Annotated in this window: 28 protein-coding genes; 6 read left to right on the forward strand and 22 right to left on the reverse strand. The window is 36.1% G+C overall.

Going from position 1 to position 22,373, the window contains the following annotated elements:
* Positions 1–46: 46 nt before the first annotated feature.
* From ACLU24_RS06160 to ACLU24_RS06240, 17 genes are all read right to left on the reverse strand, one after another.
* Positions 47–832 carry a sugar phosphate isomerase/epimerase family protein gene (locus ACLU24_RS06160; protein ID WP_412611077.1) on the reverse strand — a complete coding sequence of 262 codons (786 nt, stop codon included), beginning with the start codon at positions 830–832 and terminating at the stop codon, positions 47–49.
* Positions 833–974: 142 nt separating this feature from the next.
* Entirely contained in the window at positions 975–1,901 is a 927-nt protein-coding gene (locus tag ACLU24_RS06165) for a hypothetical protein (protein ID WP_412611079.1), read from the reverse strand.
* A gap of 15 nt (positions 1,902–1,916) precedes the next feature.
* Complete coding sequence (locus ACLU24_RS06170) at positions 1,917–2,831, reverse strand: hypothetical protein (RefSeq protein ID WP_412611080.1); 915 nt, start codon at positions 2,829–2,831, stop codon at positions 1,917–1,919.
* A gap of 184 nt (positions 2,832–3,015) precedes the next feature.
* Complete coding sequence (sigE, locus tag ACLU24_RS06175; RefSeq protein ID WP_412611081.1) at positions 3,016–3,741, reverse strand: RNA polymerase sporulation sigma factor SigE; 726 nt, start codon at positions 3,739–3,741, stop codon at positions 3,016–3,018.
* A 14-nt stretch (positions 3,742–3,755) separates the two neighbouring features.
* Positions 3,756–4,619, reverse strand: coding sequence for a sigma-E processing peptidase SpoIIGA (locus ACLU24_RS06180; protein WP_412611082.1), 864 nt, complete (start codon positions 4,617–4,619; stop codon positions 3,756–3,758).
* 75 nt (positions 4,620–4,694) lie between these two features.
* A complete protein-coding gene (gene purD, locus ACLU24_RS06185; RefSeq protein ID WP_412611083.1) occupies positions 4,695–5,963 on the reverse strand; it encodes a phosphoribosylamine--glycine ligase in 1,269 nt (422 codons plus the stop codon).
* A 37-nt stretch (positions 5,964–6,000) separates the two neighbouring features.
* Positions 6,001–7,176 (reverse strand): phosphoribosylaminoimidazolecarboxamide formyltransferase, encoded by a 1,176-nt coding sequence (locus tag ACLU24_RS06190; protein WP_412611084.1) that lies wholly within the window; start codon positions 7,174–7,176, stop codon positions 6,001–6,003.
* Positions 7,177–7,193: 17 nt separating this feature from the next.
* Positions 7,194–7,901, reverse strand: coding sequence for an IMP cyclohydrolase (locus ACLU24_RS06195; protein WP_412611085.1), 708 nt, complete (start codon positions 7,899–7,901; stop codon positions 7,194–7,196).
* 241 nt (positions 7,902–8,142) lie between these two features.
* Positions 8,143–8,772: a phosphoribosylglycinamide formyltransferase gene (purN, locus tag ACLU24_RS06200; RefSeq protein WP_412611086.1), complete on the reverse strand. Its 630-nt coding sequence runs from the start codon at positions 8,770–8,772 to the stop codon at positions 8,143–8,145.
* Positions 8,773–8,790: 18 nt separating this feature from the next.
* Complete coding sequence (purM, locus tag ACLU24_RS06205) at positions 8,791–9,825, reverse strand: phosphoribosylformylglycinamidine cyclo-ligase (protein ID WP_412611088.1); 1,035 nt, start codon at positions 9,823–9,825, stop codon at positions 8,791–8,793.
* Positions 9,826–9,876: 51 nt separating this feature from the next.
* Entirely contained in the window at positions 9,877–11,304 is a 1,428-nt protein-coding gene (purF, locus tag ACLU24_RS06210; protein ID WP_412611089.1) for an amidophosphoribosyltransferase, read from the reverse strand.
* A gap of 39 nt (positions 11,305–11,343) precedes the next feature.
* Positions 11,344–11,862, reverse strand: a complete 519-nt coding sequence (gene purE, locus ACLU24_RS06215) for a 5-(carboxyamino)imidazole ribonucleotide mutase (protein WP_022264805.1) — start codon at positions 11,860–11,862, stop codon at positions 11,344–11,346.
* 35 nt (positions 11,863–11,897) lie between these two features.
* Positions 11,898–12,221, reverse strand: a complete 324-nt coding sequence (locus ACLU24_RS06220) for a hypothetical protein (RefSeq protein ID WP_412611091.1) — start codon at positions 12,219–12,221, stop codon at positions 11,898–11,900.
* A 364-nt stretch (positions 12,222–12,585) separates the two neighbouring features.
* Positions 12,586–13,056, reverse strand: a complete 471-nt coding sequence (locus ACLU24_RS06225; RefSeq protein WP_412611092.1) for a hypothetical protein — start codon at positions 13,054–13,056, stop codon at positions 12,586–12,588.
* A 185-nt stretch (positions 13,057–13,241) separates the two neighbouring features.
* Positions 13,242–14,204, reverse strand: a complete 963-nt coding sequence (locus tag ACLU24_RS06230; protein WP_412611093.1) for an SPFH domain-containing protein — start codon at positions 14,202–14,204, stop codon at positions 13,242–13,244.
* A 25-nt stretch (positions 14,205–14,229) separates the two neighbouring features.
* The gene (locus ACLU24_RS06235) at positions 14,230–14,670 is read right to left on the reverse strand and encodes an NfeD family protein (protein ID WP_412611095.1); all 441 of its coding nucleotides are present in this window, start codon (positions 14,668–14,670) and stop codon (positions 14,230–14,232) included.
* Positions 14,671–14,852: 182 nt separating this feature from the next.
* Positions 14,853–15,188, reverse strand: coding sequence for a hypothetical protein (locus ACLU24_RS06240; protein ID WP_412611097.1), 336 nt, complete (start codon positions 15,186–15,188; stop codon positions 14,853–14,855).
* A gap of 644 nt (positions 15,189–15,832) precedes the next feature.
* Between ACLU24_RS06240 and ACLU24_RS06245 the strand changes: the two genes are divergently transcribed.
* Positions 15,833–16,429 (forward strand): DUF4364 family protein, encoded by a 597-nt coding sequence (locus ACLU24_RS06245; protein WP_412611098.1) that lies wholly within the window; start codon positions 15,833–15,835, stop codon positions 16,427–16,429.
* Between the two features lie 8 nt (positions 16,430–16,437).
* Here the strand turns inward: ACLU24_RS06245 and ACLU24_RS06250 are convergent, their stop codons facing one another.
* The 4 genes from ACLU24_RS06250 to ACLU24_RS06265 form a co-directional block, all read right to left on the reverse strand.
* Positions 16,438–16,698, reverse strand: a complete 261-nt coding sequence (locus ACLU24_RS06250; protein ID WP_412611100.1) for a pro-sigmaK processing inhibitor BofA family protein — start codon at positions 16,696–16,698, stop codon at positions 16,438–16,440.
* Between the two features lie 64 nt (positions 16,699–16,762).
* Positions 16,763–17,248, reverse strand: coding sequence for an LURP-one-related family protein (locus tag ACLU24_RS06255; RefSeq protein WP_412611102.1), 486 nt, complete (start codon positions 17,246–17,248; stop codon positions 16,763–16,765).
* A gap of 23 nt (positions 17,249–17,271) precedes the next feature.
* On the reverse strand, positions 17,272–17,706 hold the full coding sequence (locus ACLU24_RS06260; protein ID WP_412611103.1) for an ImmA/IrrE family metallo-endopeptidase: 435 nt from the start codon (positions 17,704–17,706) through the stop codon (positions 17,272–17,274).
* 2 nt (positions 17,707–17,708) lie between these two features.
* Positions 17,709–18,104 carry a helix-turn-helix domain-containing protein gene (locus tag ACLU24_RS06265; protein WP_412611104.1) on the reverse strand — a complete coding sequence of 132 codons (396 nt, stop codon included), beginning with the start codon at positions 18,102–18,104 and terminating at the stop codon, positions 17,709–17,711.
* Positions 18,105–18,373: 269 nt separating this feature from the next.
* On the opposite strand from ACLU24_RS06265, the gene ACLU24_RS06270 reads away from it, so the two are divergent.
* The 3 genes from ACLU24_RS06270 to ACLU24_RS06280 all read left to right on the forward strand — a co-directional run bounded on the left by ACLU24_RS06270 (position 18,374) and on the right by ACLU24_RS06280 (position 19,213).
* On the forward strand, positions 18,374–18,586 hold the full coding sequence (locus ACLU24_RS06270; protein ID WP_412611105.1) for a hypothetical protein: 213 nt from the start codon (positions 18,374–18,376) through the stop codon (positions 18,584–18,586).
* Positions 18,587–18,610: 24 nt separating this feature from the next.
* On the forward strand, positions 18,611–18,919 hold the full coding sequence (locus ACLU24_RS06275; RefSeq protein ID WP_412611106.1) for an RNA polymerase sigma factor: 309 nt from the start codon (positions 18,611–18,613) through the stop codon (positions 18,917–18,919).
* A 69-nt stretch (positions 18,920–18,988) separates the two neighbouring features.
* Positions 18,989–19,213, forward strand: a complete 225-nt coding sequence (locus ACLU24_RS06280; protein WP_412611107.1) for a DUF378 domain-containing protein — start codon at positions 18,989–18,991, stop codon at positions 19,211–19,213.
* 63 nt (positions 19,214–19,276) lie between these two features.
* Here ACLU24_RS06280 and ACLU24_RS06285 read toward each other — a convergent pair whose 3' ends face one another.
* The gene (locus tag ACLU24_RS06285) at positions 19,277–20,485 is read right to left on the reverse strand and encodes an acetate/propionate family kinase (protein WP_412611108.1); all 1,209 of its coding nucleotides are present in this window, start codon (positions 20,483–20,485) and stop codon (positions 19,277–19,279) included.
* Between the two features lie 101 nt (positions 20,486–20,586).
* Between ACLU24_RS06285 and ACLU24_RS06290 the strand changes: the two genes are divergently transcribed.
* Positions 20,587–21,777 carry a tRNA(Met) cytidine acetate ligase gene (locus ACLU24_RS06290; RefSeq protein ID WP_412611110.1) on the forward strand — a complete coding sequence of 397 codons (1,191 nt, stop codon included), beginning with the start codon at positions 20,587–20,589 and terminating at the stop codon, positions 21,775–21,777.
* Positions 21,778–21,779: 2 nt separating this feature from the next.
* On the forward strand, positions 21,780–22,190 hold the full coding sequence (locus ACLU24_RS06295) for a hypothetical protein (protein ID WP_412611112.1): 411 nt from the start codon (positions 21,780–21,782) through the stop codon (positions 22,188–22,190).
* Positions 22,191–22,373 lie beyond the last annotated feature (183 nt).

Here is a 22,373-nt window from a genome sequence, read left to right on the forward strand (position 1 = left end):
ATTTTTATTTCAAGACAAAAATCAAATTTATTTTATCTATATTATTCTATAAAAGCATTTTAGAAAGCAATTTTGCACTCTCCATAAGTTCTGAAACATTGTTAAAATTAGTTCTATAAACTTCTATAATAATATCTCCGTCGTAACCAATCTTTTTACATTCTAAAAAAAATTCTTTATAATTAAAGTTTCCGCAAAACGGAAGAAGACAATCTTTTTCGTCCATATGGTCATTTATATGAATATGTTTCAAGCCATCTCCCATTGAATTTAGAATTTCAAAGGGGCTATATCCCGAACGCACAGCTTGTTTTAAATCGAGCGTAAATTTTGCATTATCCGGAATTATTCTTTTCATAGCTCTTATAAAATCAGGCGATGACGCACGAAATTTATTTACATTTTCGTGCAGAATATCTACTCCAAAATTCTCTCCCCTTTTTGCAAGAATTTCAAAGCGTCTGCAATATTCTTCATCAGAAAGTTTATATCTATCCGGAAAAGCACCTCCATGAAGTATAAGTTTTTTGGCGCCTAAAATTTGAGCCGCCTTATAAAATTTCTCGTAAAAATCAACAGTATCATAAAATCTCCGTTCATAATTTGAAAAAAACAGAAATGGCTCTATTCTCGATAAAAAAGGATGTATAGACACAACCTCACAATCATATTTCAGAATATATTCATGAAGTTCTTCAAGATATTCAGGCTCAAGTTCAGAAAATGAATTGAAAAAAATTTCTATTATGCGAAATCCATTTTCTATAAGCGTAGCTACGGCATTTTCTGTTTCCATAGGATATAAACAAGCTGTCGACGCACCAATTCTCACAACTTTCTCTCCAAACTTATAAATTTTATTATAATTTTATGATATATTTAGGTTTTATTCAAGCTTTTTTTCAAAAATATGCTAAAAACCCCTCGCCTTTTGGCAAGAGGTTTTCTCTGATTTATTAAGAGTTTGAACTTGTTTAAGATTTGCTTGATTCCGCACTTGAAGAACCATCTATTGTATATGAATATTCTTTTGCCTGAACAAGCTTGTAATTTGATGGATAATCAAATTCTCCATTAGGAATTTCATGTGTCATAGAAGCAATTCTGAGGGAATAATAATCATTTCCGTTAATAATTTTCATTCCCTTGAATTCTTTGTTATCGAAATAATATCTTACATGCTGTTCCTCAGCTTTTGAAGCATCAGAAGATGTTGAAGACGATGAGGAGGCTAAGATTTTATATTCTTCATATTCCATTTCCTTATCGCCAAATTTTTCCTTTCCACTCTTAATCATTTCTATATCGGTAATATAGAAAAGCTGTGCAAGATATTCTGTATAGTTTTCTGCATAGCCTTCCTCAAACTCAGACCAAGTTACAGTCTTTTCTGTATCATCAATAACATAGCCCTTGTTATCCTTAATGATAGATTTGCTAAGATTATCCTTAGAGTCGCCTGTTGCCGCAGAAATATCATTTCCTTCACGAGTTATTATAACAATCTTAGATTTATCAGATGTGGTTGTAGACATATCAATCTCAAGACGATATTTATCCTCGTCAAGCTCTACAAAGAAATTATGTAAGCCATCTTTGAGCAAAGCTCCTGCAGCCTTTGCCATAGAAGCGTTTGAAAGCTTGTTTGTATTAGAAGTTTCTGAGGAAGATGCGGTTTCTGAAGATTTACTTTCTGATTTTGAAGAACTGCTATCAGTTTCAGAAGAAACCTTACTTCCTGAATTTGAATCTGAGGAACTCTTGTTTCCACTCTCTGATGTAGAACTTGATGTTCCGCCTTCTGCTTTAGAAGTGTTTGTTTCAGTTGCAGAATTATTATTGCAAGCTGCAAAAGAAGTTAGAATAAGTGCTGATAATATAATTGCAAAAAATCTTTTCATTTTAATACTCCTATTTTAGTTTGATGAAGTTGAAGATGATGTTGAAGAAGCAACTGAATCCTCAGAAAGTTCACTTCTCTCTGTAAGTTTATAATCTGATGGATATTCAAAATCAGAATCACTTACATTTTGGCTAAGCTCAAGAATCATTGTTGTATAGTAATAATCTCCCTGTGTATGCTTTAAGCCTGCCAACTTTCCGTCACTATCAAAATAATATCTTGCCCTTACAACGCTATTTTCTCCCGATGATTCAGAAGATGTCGTTGATGATGCAGAACTGGCATTCTCAGGTTCTTTATATTCTTCGTAATCATATTCCTTGCCATTTATTGTTTCTTTGCCACTTCCGCAAAGTTCAAGCGTGTTGATATAGAAAATATTTGCGGTATAAACTGTAAAGTTATCAACAAGGCCTTCCTCTACATTTGCCCATGTTACAGTCTTTTTGTTGTCATCAACTTCATAGACTTTATTATCTTTAACTATTTGGAGATTTGCGTCATAGTCTTCTGTTTCCATAAATGAAGATATTTTGTCGCCACTTCTCTTAACAGTATTTACACCTTTAACAACCTTGCCATTCGTAGATTCTGTAAGATATTCAACAGAATACTTTATGAGATATTTTTCTGAATCCATTGTGTTCATAAATTCCTGCAACGCCGGCTTTAAAAGCGGTCCACAACTGTCTGGAATTTTCAAATCTGAAATTGAATACTTAGTAGATTGGCTTGTTTCAGATGATGTGGTGCTTGATTCTGAATTTGATGTAGTCTTTGATTCGGCTTCTGATGCAACGCTGCTTTCTGCGGAAGATGATGTATTAGTAGATTCAACAGAAGATTCTTCATTGGAGCTACCATTACAAGCTGTAAACGACATAGCAATCATCGCTGCCATAATTAGTGCAAGTGATTTTTTTATCAAGTAAATAACCTCATTTCATTTATTGCATATTTCAACAAAAATTTTAAAAATCTATATTTTATAATATCATTCATAAATTTGTGTGTCAATACACAAAAAAAGAACAATTCGTAAATTATGAGTAATAAAGAACTATTAACAACGCAAGTAAAAAGGGCCTTGGCAAAAGCCAAAACCCCTATTATCATATAAAATTTGACATTTCTAAATCTTTTTTCAATCTTGCAATTATCTTTTTTTCAAGCCTTGATATGTAAGACTGAGAAATTTTCAGCTTATCTGCAACCTGTTTTTGAGTATGCTCGCATTTACCATTCAAACCAAATCTGAGTTCCATAATCTCCCGTTCTCTTGCTGATAGCTTATCTACAGCCATAAGTAACAGCTTATGTTCGGATTCGCGCTCAATATTGCAGTTTACACTATCTTCATCACAACTCAATATATCTGAAATAAGAAGTTCGTTGCCGTCCCAATCAACATTAAGCGGTTCATCTATAGAAATTTCGTTTTTTTGCTGTGAACTTTTTCTAAGAAACATAAGAATTTCATTTTCGATACAGCGAGAAGCATAGGTCGCAAGCTTAATGTTTTTTTCGGGATTAAAGGTTCTCACCGCCTTTATAAGACCTATCGTGCCAATAGAAATCAAATCCTCTACGCTTGCCGATTTTGATTCAAACTTCTTTGCAATATACACTACAAGCCTTAAATTATGCGTAATCAAAGTTTCTCTTGCTGATTCGTCGCCCTCGGCTAATTTTTTCATTACCAACTCTTCCTCGTTTTTTTTGAGTGGTGCAGGAAGTGTTTCTGAACCGTTTATATAATGAACCTCACCGAATTTTGAAAGCTTATACTTTAGCAGCTTAAATTTGACTATACATATAATTTTCTGAAAAATATTCATACTGTTTTCCTCCGCTAATTTAATATAATTTCTGATGGAATTATTGCTGAAAAACTTTCCGATAGTTTTCTATTTGTTACTGCGATATACGCCTCTGACTTTATACTTTTTCCGTTTAAAATAACTTTTATAGAATCAGGTTTAAATGCCGGTAATAAACCTTCTCCGCCCACACTATTATATGGAACAAGTCTTATACCGCTTACATAATCACAAGAAGTATTGCTAACCGAAACAGTCTTTGCAAGATAATTTGAAATCTCATTTGGCAAAATTACTTCGAGCTTTTCTCTTTCTGCGACTATAACAGGTAGATTTGAGAACGGTTCTTTCAGCATATTTCCCGTATCCGTTTTAGCAATCAGCTTAACGCTTTTTTCATTATTCTCAATCATAAGCCAACAAATTTCCTGACTTGCTAAAGAACGACCGCTTACTCTGCAAATAATCCGAATAATTATGTAACAGGCTAAAATTATTCCTACAAGCATAATCGGTGAAATATCTATATAAACAGCACCGTTCCTTATAGCAACAGGCGGTGAAAACAGCATAAAAAAAGCAATACAAGCTCCGCAGAAACAAAAAGTTATAAGAAAATATGCTGATACTGCTTTCAGAAAAGATTTTCTGCTTGTCGGAAAAAATGTTGCAAAAACTACCGCAAAAGCCGTCACAAGCCGAATTATAAGGCTTAGAAATTCATTCATCGGCGGCAGAAATATTACAAATGACGAAATTGCTCCAACTAAACTTCCTAAAACCATTCTTCGGTATCTTGCTTTTAGAGAAAGAAATTTCCTTACCGACAGCAACAGCATAAAATCGACAATGAAGTTCACGCAAAACAGTATGTCTATGTATATAACCCTATGCAAAAAAATCACCCCCGACTGCGTTTATTATCTCACAGTCGGGGGCTGAATTTATGTCATATTTTAAGGTCAGAATAATTACTTTCTTGTTCTGCCTATGTCTTTTCTGTAATGAGCGCCGTCAAAGTTGATTTTCTCAACAGCCGCATAAGCGTTGTCAAGAGCTTTCTCAAGAGTTTTTCCCTTTGCAGTAACACCTATGACTCTACCGCCGTTTGTATAGAACTTTCCGTTTTCAAACTTAGTTCCTGCGTGGAAAACAACTGCACCGTCAACCTGACCGTTCTCGTCAAAGCCGTTCATCTCGATACCCTTTTTGTATGCTTCAGGATAACCACCGCTTGCCATAACTATACAAGCAGCATTATCATTTGACCACTTGATGTCTACTTCGTCAAGCTTTTCATCAATAACAGCATTGACAATATCGACCAAATCGCTGTCAAGAAGTGTAAGAACAACCTGTGCCTCAGGGTCTCCGAAACGAGAATTGTATTCGATAACCTTAGGTCCGTCCGGTGTAAGCATAAGTCCGAAGTAAAGACATCCCTTGAAAGGTCTGCCCTCTTTGTTCATAGCCTCAACAGTCGGCATAAAGATTGTCTTCATACAAACTTCTGCAATATCGTCTGTGTAGTAAGGGTTAGGACTAATTGTGCCCATACCGCCTGTGTTAAGTCCTTTATCGCCGTCTAATGCACGTTTATGGTCCATAGAGGAAATCATAGGTTTGAGTGTCTTGCCGTCAGTAAATGCAAGAACAGAAACTTCAGGACCTGTAAGAAATTCTTCGATAACAACATTGTTTCCGGATTCACCGAACTTCTTATCTTCCATAATTTCCTTAACTGCGTCCTTAGCTTCCTCAAGGTTTTGTGCAATAATAACACCCTTACCAAGAGCAAGTCCGTCAGCCTTTATAACTGTCGGAAACTTATTCTGCTCCTCAATGTATGCAATAGCCTTTTCAGGGTCAGAGAAAACCTCATAACCAGCAGTCGGAATATTATATTTTTTCATAAGGTTCTTAGAGAAAACCTTACTGCTCTCGATTTCAGCAGCCTTTGCAACAGGGCCGAAAGCTCTGATTCCTGCATCGTTAAGAGCGTCAACAACACCTGCAGCAAGTGGGTCATCAGGTGCAACGAAAACAAGGTCTATATTCTTTTCTTTAGCAAAAGCAATAATGCCTTCCTTATCCATAACGCTGATATTAACACACTCAGCGTCTTTTGAAATACCGCCATTACCTGGGGCACAATAAATTTTTCCTGCTTTAGGACTTTCCTTTAATTTCTTGATAAGTGCGTGTTCTCTGCCGCCACTTCCAAGCATAAGTATATCCATTTTATATACCTCTTTTCTATGAAGTTAAGGTTTTTTATTAGTGATGGAAAAGTCTGATTCCTGTAAATGCCATTGCGATATTATACTTGTTGCAAACCTCAATAACATTATCATCACGAATAGAACCGCCCGGCTGTGCAATAAATTCTACACCACTCTTATGGGCTCTCTCAATGTTGTCACCAAATGGGAAGAATGCGTCTGAACCAAGAGATACTCCACTGAATGTCTTGAGCCATTCTTTTTTCTCCTCACGAGTAAGAGGCTCCGGTTTTTCTGTGAAAAACTGTTCCCAGATACCGTCTGCAAGAACATCTTCATAGTCGTCAGAAATATAAACATCAATAGTGTTGTCACGGTCAGGACGGCGAATATCCTCCTTGAATGGAAGTGCCATAACCTTTGGATTTTGGCGGAGATACCATATATCAGCCTTGTTTCCTGCAAGTCTTGTGCAATGGATTCTTGACTGCTGACCTGCACCGACACCAATAGCCTGTCCATCCTTTGCATAACAAACAGAATTTGACTGTGTATACTTGAGTGTAATCAAAGCGATAATTAAATCACGCTTTGCCTCATCGGTGAAAGTCTTGTTGTCTGTCGGGAAGTTCTTAAGCAATTCCTCGTCAATCTTGAGGCTGTTTCTGCCCTGCTCAAAAGTAACACCGTAAACCTGCTTATGCTCAATAGCTGCCGGAACATAATTAGGGTCAATCTTAACTATATTATATGTTCCTCTTCTCTTGCTCTTGAGGATTTCAAGTGCTTCATCTGTATAACCGGGAGCAATAATACCGTCAGAAACTTCACGCTTGAGAATTAAAGCTGTTTCCTTATCACAAATATCAGAAAGGGCTGCCCAGTCACCGTATGAGGACATTCTATCTGCACCACGAGCCTTTGCATATGCACTTGCAATAGGAGAAAGCTCCAAATCGTCAACAAAATAAATCTTCTTGAGAGTATCAGAAAGTTCTGTTGCAACAGCTGCACCAGCTGGGCTTACATGCTTGAAGGACGCTGCTGCCGGAAGTCCTGTTGCTGCTTTAAGCTCTGAAACCAACTGCCAGCTATTGAAAGCATCAAGGAAGTTAATATATCCGGGCTTACCATTGAGAACTTCAATAGGTAAATCTTCTCCGTTTTCCATAAAGATTCTTGATGGCTTCTGGTTAGGGTTACAACCGTACTTGAGTTCTAATTCGTTCATTCTGCTCATTCCTTTTATTATGAATTTTTGTTTACAATACGAGATTCAGTCTTGCCTGTTTTGATGTCGATATATCTTGCAAAGAATGAAACCTTATTATCAGGATTAAGGTTTTCCCAAACCTGTTTTGTAAATTCGTCAATATTGCCTGAAAGCTTTATACGCTTTGGCTCACCCTTAAATGACGGAATAGGACTACCGTCATGCTCATATGTGTGGATAAAATGTCCCTCGCCGGAAATAGGCTCTGCATACTCATAGAAAAATCTGAGTACAGCTTCTTCTCTGTTATTATCGCTCTTGAGAATAGACATCTTATATGAGAATGTTCCGTCGTGACGATTTACGATACCCGAAATTCTTGGTGTGAAATTCGGTGGGTCCGGCTCAAATGTACGAGTTCTGAGAGCGTCCTCAAAGGATTTTCCCTCAAGAATGAAATCACGAACAGTGTCCGTTTGGTCGCCGTTTGTAACAACTGTTGTTTCACCGATTTCTCTTACCGGTGCATAAATAATCAAAGATGGATCTTGAAGCTTTGATTCATCGAAAGCCTTTGTTTTAAGGTCTGCACCCTCAGCAACAAAAATTCTGTTACGGCTGTTTTCGCTTCTGCCCATAATGAAATAGCCAATAACTATTTTCTCGCCGTCATCACTTTTTCCTATAATAATTCCTCTGCCGGGATATGTGTTTCCGCTTAATTCTTCTTTAATATCTATCATTTTCGACTTCCTTTCGTTTACTATTTTATGCTTTTTCACCCATTTGGTAATTACTTCCTCCGCATGAATAAAAGTCGGTTTAGAATATCGAGGTTTTGCTTGCAAAACCGACTACGCGTCTTGGGGGCGGCGGCTCGCCGCTTTAAAAAGGCTTGAGCGAAACTTTTAACTGTCTTAAATTAAGTTGGTTAACAAATCGCAGGGGCGAACTGTGTTCGCCAGTTCAGTAGCATATTTTTTATTATTTACTACGAATATGAACCTTTCCATCTACAACTTCAAGTCTATCCTGACAGAAAAGTGATACTGCCTCAGGGAGAATCTTCCACTCACACTGTTCCATAACTCTGCGTTGAAGTGTTTCAGGTGTATCGTCCTCAAGAACATCAACAGCTTTTTGCAGAATGATAGGTCCTCCATCGCATACCTCATTGGCAAAATGGACTGTCGCACCTGTAACCTTAACGCCCTTTTCAAGTGCGGCTTCATGAACTCTAAGTCCATAAAAACCCTTTCCGCAGAATGATGGAATAAGTGCAGGGTGAACATTCATTATTCTATTAGGATACGCACGAGAAACCATTTCATCAAGGATAATCATAAAGCCGGCATAAACAATCAAATCAGCCTTTTCTTCTTGAAGAAGTCTTAGAATCTCCTTGCTGTAAGAAACTGAATCAGGATATTCCTTTCTTGGACAAACTATTCCCTTGATATTATGCTTTTTTGCTCTTTCGAGAGCATAAGCACCCTCTTTAGAAGCTATAACGCAAGTAATTTTGCCACCCTTGATTATTCCGCTCTCCTGTGCGTCTATCAAAGCCTGAAGATTAGTACCACCGCCAGAAACGAGAACAACTATATTTTTCATATTATACTCTCCCGAAAATTAGCAGATGATAACACCCTCGTCACTTTCAACAAGTTCGCCGAGAACATAAGCTTCTTCGCCTGCTGCCTTAATTGCTGCGATAGCCTTATCTGCGTCAGCCTTGTCTACTACAACTGTCATACCAACACCCATATTAAATGTGTTGAACATATCATGCTCAGGAATGTTACCAACCTTAGCAATCAAATCAAATATTGGAAGAACCTGTACATCAGCTCTTGCAATCTTAGCAGAAAGTCCCTTTGGAAGTGAACGAGGAATATTCTCATAGAAACCTCCGCCGGTGATATGAGAAATAGATTTAACCTTAACTGCGTCAAGTAAAGACTGAACAGCCTTAACATAAATCTTAGTTGGTGTAAGAAGTGTTTCGCCAAGAGTTGCACCAAGCTCATCATAGTATGTAGAAAGAGTTTCCTCGTTTACATAGAATACCTTACGGACAAGCGAAAAGCCATTTGAGTGAACACCGCTTGATTTAATACCAATCATTACATCTCCGGCTTTTTGTGTTGATGGGTCAAGAATCTTATCCTTATCTACAACACCGACAGAGAAACCGGCAAGGTCATATTCATCAACTGGATAGAAACCGGGCATTTCAGCAGTTTCTCCACCAATCAAAGCACAACCACTCTGAATACAGCCTTCTGCAACGCCAGAAACGATTGAAGCAATCTTCTCAGGAACATTCTTGCCTACTGCTATATAGTCAAGGAAGAATTGTGGCTTTGCACCGCAGCAGATAACATCGTTTACGCACATAGCAACACAGTCGATACCAACTGTATCGTGCTTATCCATAAGGAAAGCAATTTTCAACTTCGTGCCAACACCGTCTGTACCGGAAACAAGAACAGGCTTTTTGATATTTTCAACATCAAGCTCGAAAAGACCGCCGAAACCGCCTATTCCTGAAAGAACACCGGAAGTCATTGTCTTAGCGACATGAGCCTTCATAAGTTCAACCGCCTTGTAACCTGCTGTAACATCAACACCCGCAGCCTTATAGCTGTCACTGTAGCTTTTCATATTGTACCTCCGAAAAATATATTAAAATTATTTTAACAAGCAAATTTTAGCTTAGAGCTTCTTTGAATATTTATCCTCGTGTGATTGTCTTGAAGCCTCTATTGGATAATTTCCGCTGAAACAAGCGTCGCAGAAATCAATCTTACATTCATCAGCAATTCTATGCAAACCGTCTATGCTTAAGAAACCAAGAGAATCTGCACCGATTTCAGCACACATCTCATCAATGCTCTTATGTGCAGCTATGAGATTATCTGTGCTGTCAATATCTGTGCCAAAATAGCAAGGATACTTAAATGGTGGAGAAGAAATTCTAAGATGAACTTCCTTAGCTCCTGCTTTCTTTAGCATTGAAACAATATGCTTACTTGTTTCACCCTTAACTATAGAATCATCAATGAGAACAATTCTTTTGCCCTGAACATTTGATTTCATAGCGTTAAGCTTGATTCTCAAATTATACTGAGCGTGCTTCTTTCTATTGTTGTGGGCTCTGCCGATAAATCTGTTCTTTACAAGTCCAACGCCGTATTGAATACCTGATTGCATTGAATAACCGATAGCGGCGTCAATTCCGCAGTCAGGAACAGCACATACCATATCAGCCTCGACAGGGTGTTCCTTAGCAAGCTCAATGCCCGCTCTCTGTCTTGCAATATTTACACACATACCGTCAAGAACTGAATCAGGTCTTGCGAAATATACAAACTCGAAAAGACATAGGCTTGTTTTACCACCGCAATTATTCTTATAGCTGTGTACGCCCTCGTCATCAATTACAACCATTTCGCCCGGTTCGACATCTCTTACAAATTCTCCGCCAAGGCTATCGAAAACGCAAGATTCACTTGTGATAATATAATTCTTACCAAGTTTACCAATGCAAAGTGGTCTAAATCCTCTCGGATCACGCACACCAATTAAGCGTGATGGTGCCATCATTACCATTGAATACGCACCCTTAATTTTATCCATAGCATTCAGAACAGCTTCTTCTATGCTTGCAGTTTTAAGTCTTTCTTGAGCTATGATATATGCGATAACCTCAATATCACTATTTGATTGGAAAATCGCACCGCCACGATGAAGATATTCTCTAAGCTCAGAATAATTAGTCAAAGCACCATTAAGAGCAAGTGAGAGCTGACCATTGACATATCTCATAAGAAGAGGCTGAATTGATGTTCTGTCGTTTGCAACAGAAGCCGTTGTATGACGGACATGACCAAGAGCAATTTTAGCCTTTTTAAGCCTTGAAAGTTCCTTTTCGGGAAGAGCCTCCGGCACAACACCAAAGCCCTTGACAACGCTCATATTGCCGTTATCATTTATCGCAATACCGGCACCGAGAGTTCCTCTGTGCTGTAAAGCATAAAGTGCAAGATATGTTTCGTCAATAATATCAGTTGCATCATTTCCGAAAATACCAAACACACCACATTCATCGTGGATTTTATCCTCAATAAATAAATCTGTCATTATTTTAACTCCTATTTATTTCAAGGTGAATCAAAGTAATTAATTTTTGCCCAAAAGTTCCTTAACCTTATCTTGAATAGCCTTGTCCTTAGCCTCTACGCCATTCTTCATCTTGACCTTCTCGTCCTCAAGCTTTTTAGCAAGCTCATCATCAGAAAGTGCAAGCATCTGTACAGCGAGGATTGCAGCATTTGCAGCACCGTCAATAGCTACTGTTGCAACAGGAATACCAGAAGGCATCTGAACAGTTGCGAGAAGTGCGTCAAGTCCGTCAAGAGTTGAGGACTTTATCGGAATACCGATTACAGGAAGTGTAGTATTAGCCGCAAGAACTCCGCCAAGATGTGCTGCCTTACCTGCTGCTGAAATAATTACACCAAAACCATTTGCCTTAGCTGTTTTAGAGAAATTCTCCGCAGCCTCAGGTGTACGGTGTGCAGACATTACATGAACCTCAAACGGAACTCCGAAAGAATCAAGAGTCTTAATTGCTCCTGAAACTGTTGGAAAATCGCTGTCGCTTCCCATAATAATAGCTACTTTTTTCTTTTCTGACATTTTAATCTATCCCCTTTTTAATAATTTATGATTTATCAAGGCTGCATTTCGCAAAGTGAAAACTCATCATTATTTCCGCTCCATTTTCCATGGAAGAAATCTAAGAATAATTTTCTGCCATCTTCCATAGGCATATCGCTTTCATAAAGAGCAAGCTTTGGATTTTCCTCTGTTAATACGCCTATTTCCATATGTAATATATCATCATTCCAAAATGCCTGTACAAAAGAAACACTGTCTATCGGAACATCTTCTGCCGACAATACTATAAATTCGTTCCAATCGCTATAAAGATTTTCGAGAAAATCAATTATATCCTCGTCTGTGAAATTATCAAGTTCCTCTTGCTGATTTCTCAAAGTAAATCTTTTATTTTCTTACATTCTAATTCATCTTCTTTTTATTATACAAATTGTAATTTACCAACCTTTTATACTGCATATAAGTACTAATATCCATAATATCAGATTAACAACGCTTGACACAACATAATATCCACATATAATACTCACAATACTTGATACTATCATTACAATAGATAATACTGCCGTTAATTTGCTTCCTTTTATCTTTTTAAAAAAATTTTTAAACATAAATAACATATCCTCCTTACAAGTTACTATTTGTACAGATAGATATTATCATAAAATTATATTTTTCAATGAAGCTACAAATAATTATTTATCATAGCAAAACCATACCGAAAATCTAAATTGGGATTTATCACTTTACAACAAATGATAACACTGTCTCAGTTTCATCAAATGACGATATTTGAGGTACAAAATTTTTTGTTGCCTTTAGCCAAAGGGCTTTTGCCGGTATATTATAATTACTGAATTTAATCTCCCATCTGCCAAGATATGATTCAAAAATACGACAGATTGATTTTATAGCATAATGATTTTTTCTATACTTTGGAAATATAGTAAATTCTGCTATTGAATAATCTATTACCTCATTTAGACACGAATGCTTGTTTATCATAACAAAACCTATCAAGGCTTTATCATCAAAAATAAAATTAGCAATTCTACTATTTTCCTCAAAATATGCATCGAAGTATTCATATTCATAATTACCATTTGAATCTAAATCCATATCATAAAACGCTGACATTTCATAGCAATACTTTTGAAATATATTCCAAAATTTATCTTTATCTGCTAACTCAACTTTTTTTAGTGTAATCATACTATATTCTCCTTAAAGTTTCAATTCACGACAAAATAATATTAACAATAAACAACACAAGGCTGTGGATATGCTCCACAGCCTTAGTTGTCATCTGTTTTTGAATACACTTATACACCCTACGCCAAAAATTGAATTTTCACGCAATGTAAAGTGCATTGTCATAACCTCCGAGAATTAGTTTTTCAGTTATTTGTTTCAGTTGTCTGAATCTGTTGTTTAGGCTTTTCAGACTTCGGGGAAATATCTATATTTTTATCCGAAACCATTTCTTTCAATGTTGCGGCAAGAGTTGCCATAGATTGAATCTCGGACGGAATAATAATCTTTGTTGCTCTGCCGTCGGCGGCTTTTTCAAAAGCTTCAAGACTCTTAAGTGCGATAACCTTATCTGTCGGAGAAGCCTCGTTCAACATCTTCAAGCTGTCAGCATAGGCTTTTTGAACTGTCATAATAGCCTCAGCTTCACCCTGTGCCTCACGAATCTTACTCTCCTTGATAGCGTCAGCCTTGAGGATAGCAGATTCCTTTAAGCCCTCTGAAACAAGAATCTGAGAACGCTTATCGCCTTCTGCGTCAAGAATCTTTGCTCTTCTTTCACGCTCTGCCTTCATCTGCTTTTCCATAGCAGCTTGAATTTCTCTCGGCGGAAGAATATTTTTAAGCTCAACACGCTTAACTTTAATGCCCCAAGCGTCTGTTGCTTCATCGAGGATAACCTGAATCTTAGTGTTGATAACATCTCTTGAAGTAAGAGTATTATCAAGTTCAAGGTCGCCAATGATGTTACGGAGAGTTGTTGCAGTAAGATTTTCAATAGCTGCGATAGGGCTTTCAACACCATAAGCATAAAGCTTAGGGTCTGTGATATAGAAGTAAACAACAGTATCAATCTGCATTGTTACATTATCACGGGTAATAACAGGCTGAGGTGGAAAATCTACAACCTGCTCTTTTAAGGAAACTTTTTTAGCAATTCTCTCGATAAAAGGAATTTTTAAGTGTAAACCTGTTGACCATGTGGTCTTATAAGCTCCAAGTCTTTCTATAACATATGCGTGTGACTGCGGAACAATCTGAAAGTTTTTTACAATAATAAGAATTATGATAGCTGCAAGAATCAAAAGTACCCAACCTATAGGTTGCATAATAACACTTCTTTCTTAAAATTTATTATTTTTTAGTTTCTACAATTAGCTTTACTCCCTCTATGCTTTTAATATGAACCTCTGTATTTTCGGGAATAATTTCATCATTATCTGCGACAGCACTCCATACATCGCCCATAACCTTTACTCTGCCGACTTCTTTTCTGCCGTTTATCTGCGTAAGAACCGTACCCGTTTTTCCGATAAACATATCTGCATTTGTTGCTGTTTTTTCAAATTTCATTAGCTTTTTGGCAAGCGGTCTCGTAAGTATAATCGCAACAGCCGTTACCACTAAGAAAATTATAATCTGCAAGTAAATCGGCGCGCCGCAAAATTCTGCAATAATAGCGGCGACGCCACCTAAAGCCATCCAGATAGCTGTCAACTGAACAGATGTAATAAACTCAATAAAGCATGAACAGATAATAATACATAGCCAAATCCAAGGCATTTGCTCTTCCATATTCTCACCTCACAATCAGGATAACATTCATTTCATATCAAGCAATACACCTCGATATGAAATAACCGCTATACAGTTGAATACAAGGCATTGATTTTATATAGATTTATTTTACCATATATGCCGTAAAAAATCAAATAATACATAAAAAAGATAATTAAAATTTCTTTTAAAATTCTATTTTATGGAATCCAAAAAATTGTTGGTAAAATAAATGGCGCTGAAGAAATTATTGTATTATATAAAAATACTTTCCAAAAACTCATGCTAATATTTTCTCTATTCTTAATATATACTTTCATATTTACTATTAAAGTAATTATAAATAATATGCCAATTAGTATCAATGAGATATTGAAATATTTAATATATGTACTTCTCATATCATTCGTACTATCAAGATTTTGCATAATATTCAGCACAATAATTCTGCCAAGACCTGAAATAATTGAAATTAAAACTGTATTTATAATTGTTAAAATTATAATTTCTTTAAAAATTTTCATTTTTTCTTTCATAATTTTTCTCCATAAATTTTTAATATATGTTAAAACACACTGCTAAAATATACTGAGTAAACCACATTATAAAAAGTATATTAAATCCAAGTATTGCTAATATAGTATACTTCATTATATCAATTTCATATTTCTTACGAAGCCAACCATTTAAAATACATACATTAATTAAAACAACAATTATAATATAAAAAACTAAAATCAAATACATCATATAATAAGACCTTGCTGGTGCATATATATATATATGCTTCTTTTGATGAATATGTAAAATCACCTAAACCCGTTGCAAAGCTCATAACAAGTTGCCAAAACCAATATATAAAGCTCATAAAAAAATTAAGCAAAAATATCGCAGTATATTTTAGTACCTTTTTCATCATCAATCATTCCTATATTTAAATTTCCGTAAAGATATAAACATCAAATTATCATTAATAAAAGAATTATATCGCTTATACTGAATTTTTTCAATAAATTTATTAATCTTTAGATAAAATTATATTATATCGTAACTAAAAGTATATTTTTTAAAAAATTCTTTAAACTATTTCAAATTTCACCCAAAATATGCTATAATATGATTGTTATATCTACAAAATATATAAAATCAAATTTTAAGTATATATCACGAGGTGTAAACTATGGATTTTGACGCATTTACAGGCGGAATAGAGCCAGGTGGTCTACGAAATAAAAGCGATATATGTATCCTTATCTGCTATCTTATAAACTCAGCAAACAGACCACTTAAAAAAGACGATATTGTTTCTGTCATAGTAAATAATGGCCTTGCCAACTATTTTGAAACAAACGATGCAATGTATGACCTCCTCCAGAGCGGAAATATTGCAGAATTTGAGAATAAGAAGGATTATTATATTCTTACCGGCAGAGGAAAAATGATTGCAAATCAGCTTGATACTACATTACCATTCACAACAAGAGATAAGGCACTTTCTGCCTGCATATCGCTTCTTGCCAAACAAAAACTTCAAAAAGAAAACCCCGTTAAGGTTGAAAAGCTTGAAAACGGCGGATATAATGTTTCCTTCTCAATTACAGACGGAAGTATGACGCTTATGAGCTTTACAGTATTTATGCCTGATTATTCACAGGTTAATCTAATCAAACGCTCATTCTATAACGACCCACAATATATTTATACTGTTTTGCTTGCCGCTCTCACAGAAAATCGTGAAATGATAAAAGATTCTCTTGATAAGCTGATAGCAAAATAAACTTACTTTTAACATATCAGTTGAAGTAGTAGCATAGCTGTAACCCCTGGAATACCAAGAGTAGATGAAATTCCGAGAGAAAGCGGGCTTATAGGTATGCTTACACTTGTAAAAATAGAAATTATATTTATCACAAGCATACACGCAGGACCTAAAAGCAAGCCCAAAAGAGCCGAACGGATAGGGTGCTTCGACTTCATAATCTTCCGTATAGCAACCAATGCTAAAAATACTCCACCACATACCAATAAAATAGCCCACCACGGCATAAAATCAACCCCTCATACACTTTTTTACAATGTATGAGGGGCTGTCTTTTTTTATGCAGAAAATTTATATCGGAACAGCGTTATTTTCGTCATAAATTCCATAATAGATACTAATAGCTGATGATACTGCAAGACTAAGCAATGTATAATCCTCGTTTAAAATTTCAAGCTCGTGGCATTCGCCAAGCTTACACCAGCTATGCTTTTGAGCAGCAACAATATTTTTGCCATGGTCTGTAAGCGTATAATCTCCTGTCAATAATACTCCGTCAAAATATGCACTTGCTCCATAGATTGCCATAGGCGATTTTGCCTGAGGTGTCATTATAAATATAATTCTTTTCCTGCCAATCCTTACCCTAAAATGTGGAAATGCAAACGGAGATGAGGTTATTGCGACAAACTCTTCGCCATTCATATTTGAGATTTCCATTTTCTGATTATTGCCCGAATTTTCGCCGGAAACCTTAAAAATTTCATTGCCATTGGAATCAAATATAGCAAGTCGTGAATCAACATCAGAATTATCACGAATTATAAAATATTTCATAACACCCACCTCCAAGCAATAAATTACTCAGGAAAATATTTCAGCATAATAAGTTTTAATGGTATATGTGTGATTCTTGAAATTTCCTCAGCACTAAGGTTATCATCTGTCGGAAAAATTTCGCCTTGTAAAAGAAGATTAACTGCGAACAAATCCGCTTCACGCTCATATTTTGATGTGCAAAGATAAGTTCTGCTATTAAGGCTGATTGAATTTGTTTCGCTATGTAAAATTATATGTCCAAGTTCGTGAGCACATACTACTTTTGCTTCATCTTCATCAACGGTATTATTTATCACAACAACAAAGCTTTTCAAAATCTTTATAAAAAAGCCGCGAACACAATCAGGTAATTCCTGATATATAACATTAACGCCGAGATAATCGCAAAGTTCAAACGGCGAATTAGTATTATATTTTTGAACAAGATTAGAGGTAATTCTTTCAATATTCTCCATATCTAACCTCCGTTTCTATTCCGACTATTTACCGCAACGGCGGCGGCAACCTTTATTGCGTCAATAATCTTTCGCCTGTCATCGTCAGTCATCGGTTCTCCGTCAAACATAAGACCACTCTGATTAGCAAGCATTTCAGTAAATTCATCTATAACCTCACTAACATCACGATTTTCATTTTGGTTTAAAGACTTACCATCATCTAAGCCAAGAAGATAATCTGTAGTAGTATTTAGTACAGCACAGATTTTTAAGAGCATTGTACTATCAGGCTCTCTCCTGCCCTGCTCATACATTCCTACTGCTGAAGATGCCACACCTAATTTATTAGCAAGCTCCCTTTGTGTAAAACCACATCGTTTCCTGCAATCTTTTAGTCGTTCTGAAAATATGCTCATATCAGACACCTCTCAAATTATTATAACCATAAAATAAATTACTATTATTTTGCCTTATCAGCTAATGCAAATATTATACCACACGCTGTGTGTAAAATCAACTATTTATAAAAATTTTTTAACGAACAAATTTTCGAGAAATCTATTGACATTTGTTAATCACTTTGCTAAAATTAAATCATAGAGAGAACATAGATTCAAAAACTTTATTGTTCTCTCATTATTTTTAATTTCTCATAACACAATTCGTGTATGAAAGGGGTATTTATATGAATTATAATGAAATGTCAAGAGAATATAAAATAACTGCTAATGAACTTATGAAAAAAATAGAAAATCTAAAGATCGAAAAAAAAGGTAGCTATGGAGCTCATCTTAAAGAGCTTAACCATAGAATTAAAATACTTGAAGAAATGTATGTCGACTGCGATTTTACCGCAAGAATTATGAAAGAGCGTGCAACAAAGAATCTCAAAAATTAAACTTATTATAAGTAGGTGGTCAAAATGCGTAAAAAACTTCTTTCCATATCAAGCGAAATTGATAATTATACATCATTCATAAAATATCAAAGCAAGGGAACAAATTCAAGCAAGCTAAATGAATATAAAGACGGACTTCGTAAAATAATAGATAATGAGCTTACCGAAAAACAGCGTTTCTGCTTTTATCATCGTTATTATGAAAAACAAAGTGTAAAAGAAATCTCAAATAATCTCGGAATAGCTGATGCAACTGTTTACAAGCATATACGCAACGCTATGAAAACAATAAAAAATTTTGTAGCAATTTATGGAGATGAATATTTTAAATAAAGCCTGTCAATATTATTATCAGGCTTTATCAGCGTTATTCAAAACGCATAACAAAGGAGGTCATTTATTATGATGGATAAAATCGCGCTAATACTTCTGATAATCGGAGGTCTTAACTGGGGTTCTGTCGGAATTTTTCAGTTCGACATTGTCGCTTGGATATGCGGCGGTCAGACAGGAATTGTCAGCAGAATAATCTATACGCTTGTTGCTCTTTCAGCAATATGGTGCATATCACTTCTTTTCAGAGATAATGCCGAAAAAAGCGATTCTAACCACGCCCAACAACAATAAACCTGACATAGAGCATAAAAATAGCGGAGTAACATATAATCAAGTTACTCCGCTGATTTTTTATTATTTGCTTATTAAATCTCTTGTATCTCTTGCGATAAGAAGCTCTTCGTTTGTAGGAATTACAAATACCTTAACAGCAGAATCAGGTGTAGAAATCAATCCGCACTTGCCTCTCTTTGTTTCAGCATTAACCTTTTCATCAATCTTAATGCCAAGATACTCAAAGTATTTGCATACGCCTATTCTATGGCTTGCTTCGTTTTCACCGATACCGGCTGTAAAGATAATCGCATCACAACCACCAAGAACTACCATATAGCTACCGATGAACTTTGCAATTTCATATTCGAGCATTTCCTTTGTAAGAATTGCTCGTCTATTTCCCTTAGCAGCAGCAACACAAATATCTCTGTCATCGCTTGAAATACCGGAAACACCAAGCATACCTGATTTTTTATTGAGTAGGTCGCTCATCTCTGATGGTGTAAGACCTTCCTTTTCTGCAATAAATGTAACAACCGATGGGTCAAGAGTACCTGTACGAGTTCCCATCATGAAGCCGTCAAGTGGTGTAAGTCCCATACTTGTATCTACAACCTTGCCGCCATTTACCGCAGTTATTGAAGAACCATTGCCAAGGTGGCAGCTTATAATCTTTGTATCCTTAACATCTTTACCGAGAAGTTCTGCACACTTTGCAGTAACATATCTATGTGAAGTTCCGTGGAATCCATAGCGGCGAATACCATATTTTTCATAGTATTCATAAGGAATAGGATACATGTAAGCCTTGGGAGGCATTGTTGAATGGAAAGCTGTATCAAATACAACAACCTCAGGTACATCTTTACCAAAAACACTTCTGCAAGCTAAGATACCCTCAACATGAGCTTTATTGTGAAGTGGTGCAAGAGGAATAAGGGATTCAATTCCCTTGATAACATCATCGTCTACGATTACAGACTTGCTATAAAGCGAACCACCCTGAACAACTCTGTGACCGATAGCAGCAATATCAGAAATATTCTTAATAACACCATTTTCAGGGTCGAGCATAGCCTTTACAACACAATTAAAAGCGTCTGTGTGGTTATTCATAGGCACAGGCTCGTCCTTAATCTGAAAACCTGTGTGTGACTTAAAGGTAAAAATACTACCCTTTGTACCAATTCTCTCACAAATGCCCTTTGCGAGAACTTCTTCGTTCTCCATATTTATAAGTTGGAACTTTAATGAAGAACTTCCTGCGTTAATAACGAGAATGTCCATTATAAATACTCCTTTTTGTTGCAAATTTGTTTTTAATTTATTATAATAATAATACATTCTACGGCACATTTCAACTTTTTTTTAATATGAGGGGTGATTTTTTGAATCTTTTTTCTGTAATCAGCGAATTTAATCCATTTCACAACGGACATAACTATCTCGTAAAATCTATGCGTGAGCAAGGTGCAACTCATATTGCGGCAATTATGAGCGGTAACTTCACTCAGCGTGGCGAACCTGCAATTATCGACAAATATATCCGAACAAAAGCCGCACTTGAAAGTGGCGTTGACCTTGTCTTGCTTCTGCCTGTAACATATTCAACCGCTTCAGCGGAGCAATATGCCTTTGGCGGAGTTACTATAGCAGATGCTTTGGGTTGTTGCAATTCACTTTTCTTTGGCAGTGAGTGCGGAGATATTAAAAAACTTGAAAAAATATGTGCAACCTTTGAAAGTATAGAATTTAAAGCTTGGTTTGCGGGATATGTTTCAAGCAATGAAAGCTATGCACGGGCAATCGAACTCTCGTTGACAAATATGCTTGGAAGCGAATATGCCGATATTATTCGTGCTCCAAATAATCTTCTTGCGGTTGAATATGTCAAAGCCATTCGTGATATAGGAAGTTCTCTTATACCTAAAACAATCGTAAGAAGTGGCGTTGCACACGATTCTAAAATTCCTAACGAAAGCTATGCCTCTGCATCATTTATACGCTCTTTAATTAAATCTAATTCCAGCTATGAAAAATTTGTTCCAAAAAGAAGTTATGAACTTATTCAAAATGCTATTCGTCAGAAATCTGCTCCTGTAGATTTTTCAAATTTTGAAAAGCTTATCATTTACCGCCTTAGAACAATGACAGAAAACGAATATAAGGAACTTCCGAATATCAGTGAGGGTATAGAAAACAGACTAAGAAATGTTTCCCTAAACGCTACAACACTCGAAGAGCTTTTCGATAAAATCAAAACAAAACGCTATCCTAATTCAAGACTAAGGAGACTCGTTCTAAGAGCTTTGCTTCATATTACAGACAATGACTGTTCCTCTAAACCTCAATATATTCGTGTGCTTGGTTTTAATGAACGAGGTAAGGAAATATTGAGAGAGATGCGCACAACGGCAAAGCTACCGGTAATTATGAAAGCTCAAGATATAAAGGCGCTTAGCTTAGAGGCGAAACGACAGTTTGAGTGTGAAAGCATAGCTGATGATATTTACGCTCTTGCATTGCCCAAGACCGGAAAATTTGGCAAAAACTTTACGGAGAATATAATTATAAGATAATTATGCTTGATTTTACTAAGTTAAACATGGAAGAAATCCAAGCCTACTGCAAAAGCGATAGGGCTATCATAAATTTTCAACTTCTTCCGTCTTTTATGATAATACAAGAAATTGCTATAATTCTTGCGTCATATGGAATCACAAAATTTTCTGCTGAAGATGTAAAGGAACTCTTCATTGCACTTGATATGCACAATGAGAAAGGTCGCAGTATCATTCCTTCACGCAAAAAAATTGCTGGCGTTCTTGAAACTCAGCCACGAAATTCCATTATCACATTAACAGAAAAAGACGGAATTTTCACTGTAACAAAATTTGATGATTCGGGTTATCGTTGCGAAGTTGAAAGATTAGTGGCGTGCCACCACTGCGGCGAGCCGCCGCTCCCAAGACGCGTTCCGCTTTTTCATTAAATTATCATTTGCTATTCGCGTCGAAGTTTTTTAATTGAAAACTTCGCTTAAGGTGGCGAACCGCCGCTCCCAAGATACATTCCGCTTTTTCATTAAATTATCATTTGCTATTCGCGTCGAAGTTTTTAAATTGAAAACTTCGCTTAAGGTGGCGAACCGCCGCTCCCAAGATACATTCCGCTT

Origin of the sequence: Pseudoruminococcus sp. (genome assembly GCF_047012705.1) — a bacterium.
Lineage (GTDB): Bacteria > Bacillota > Clostridia > Oscillospirales > Acutalibacteraceae > Pseudoruminococcus.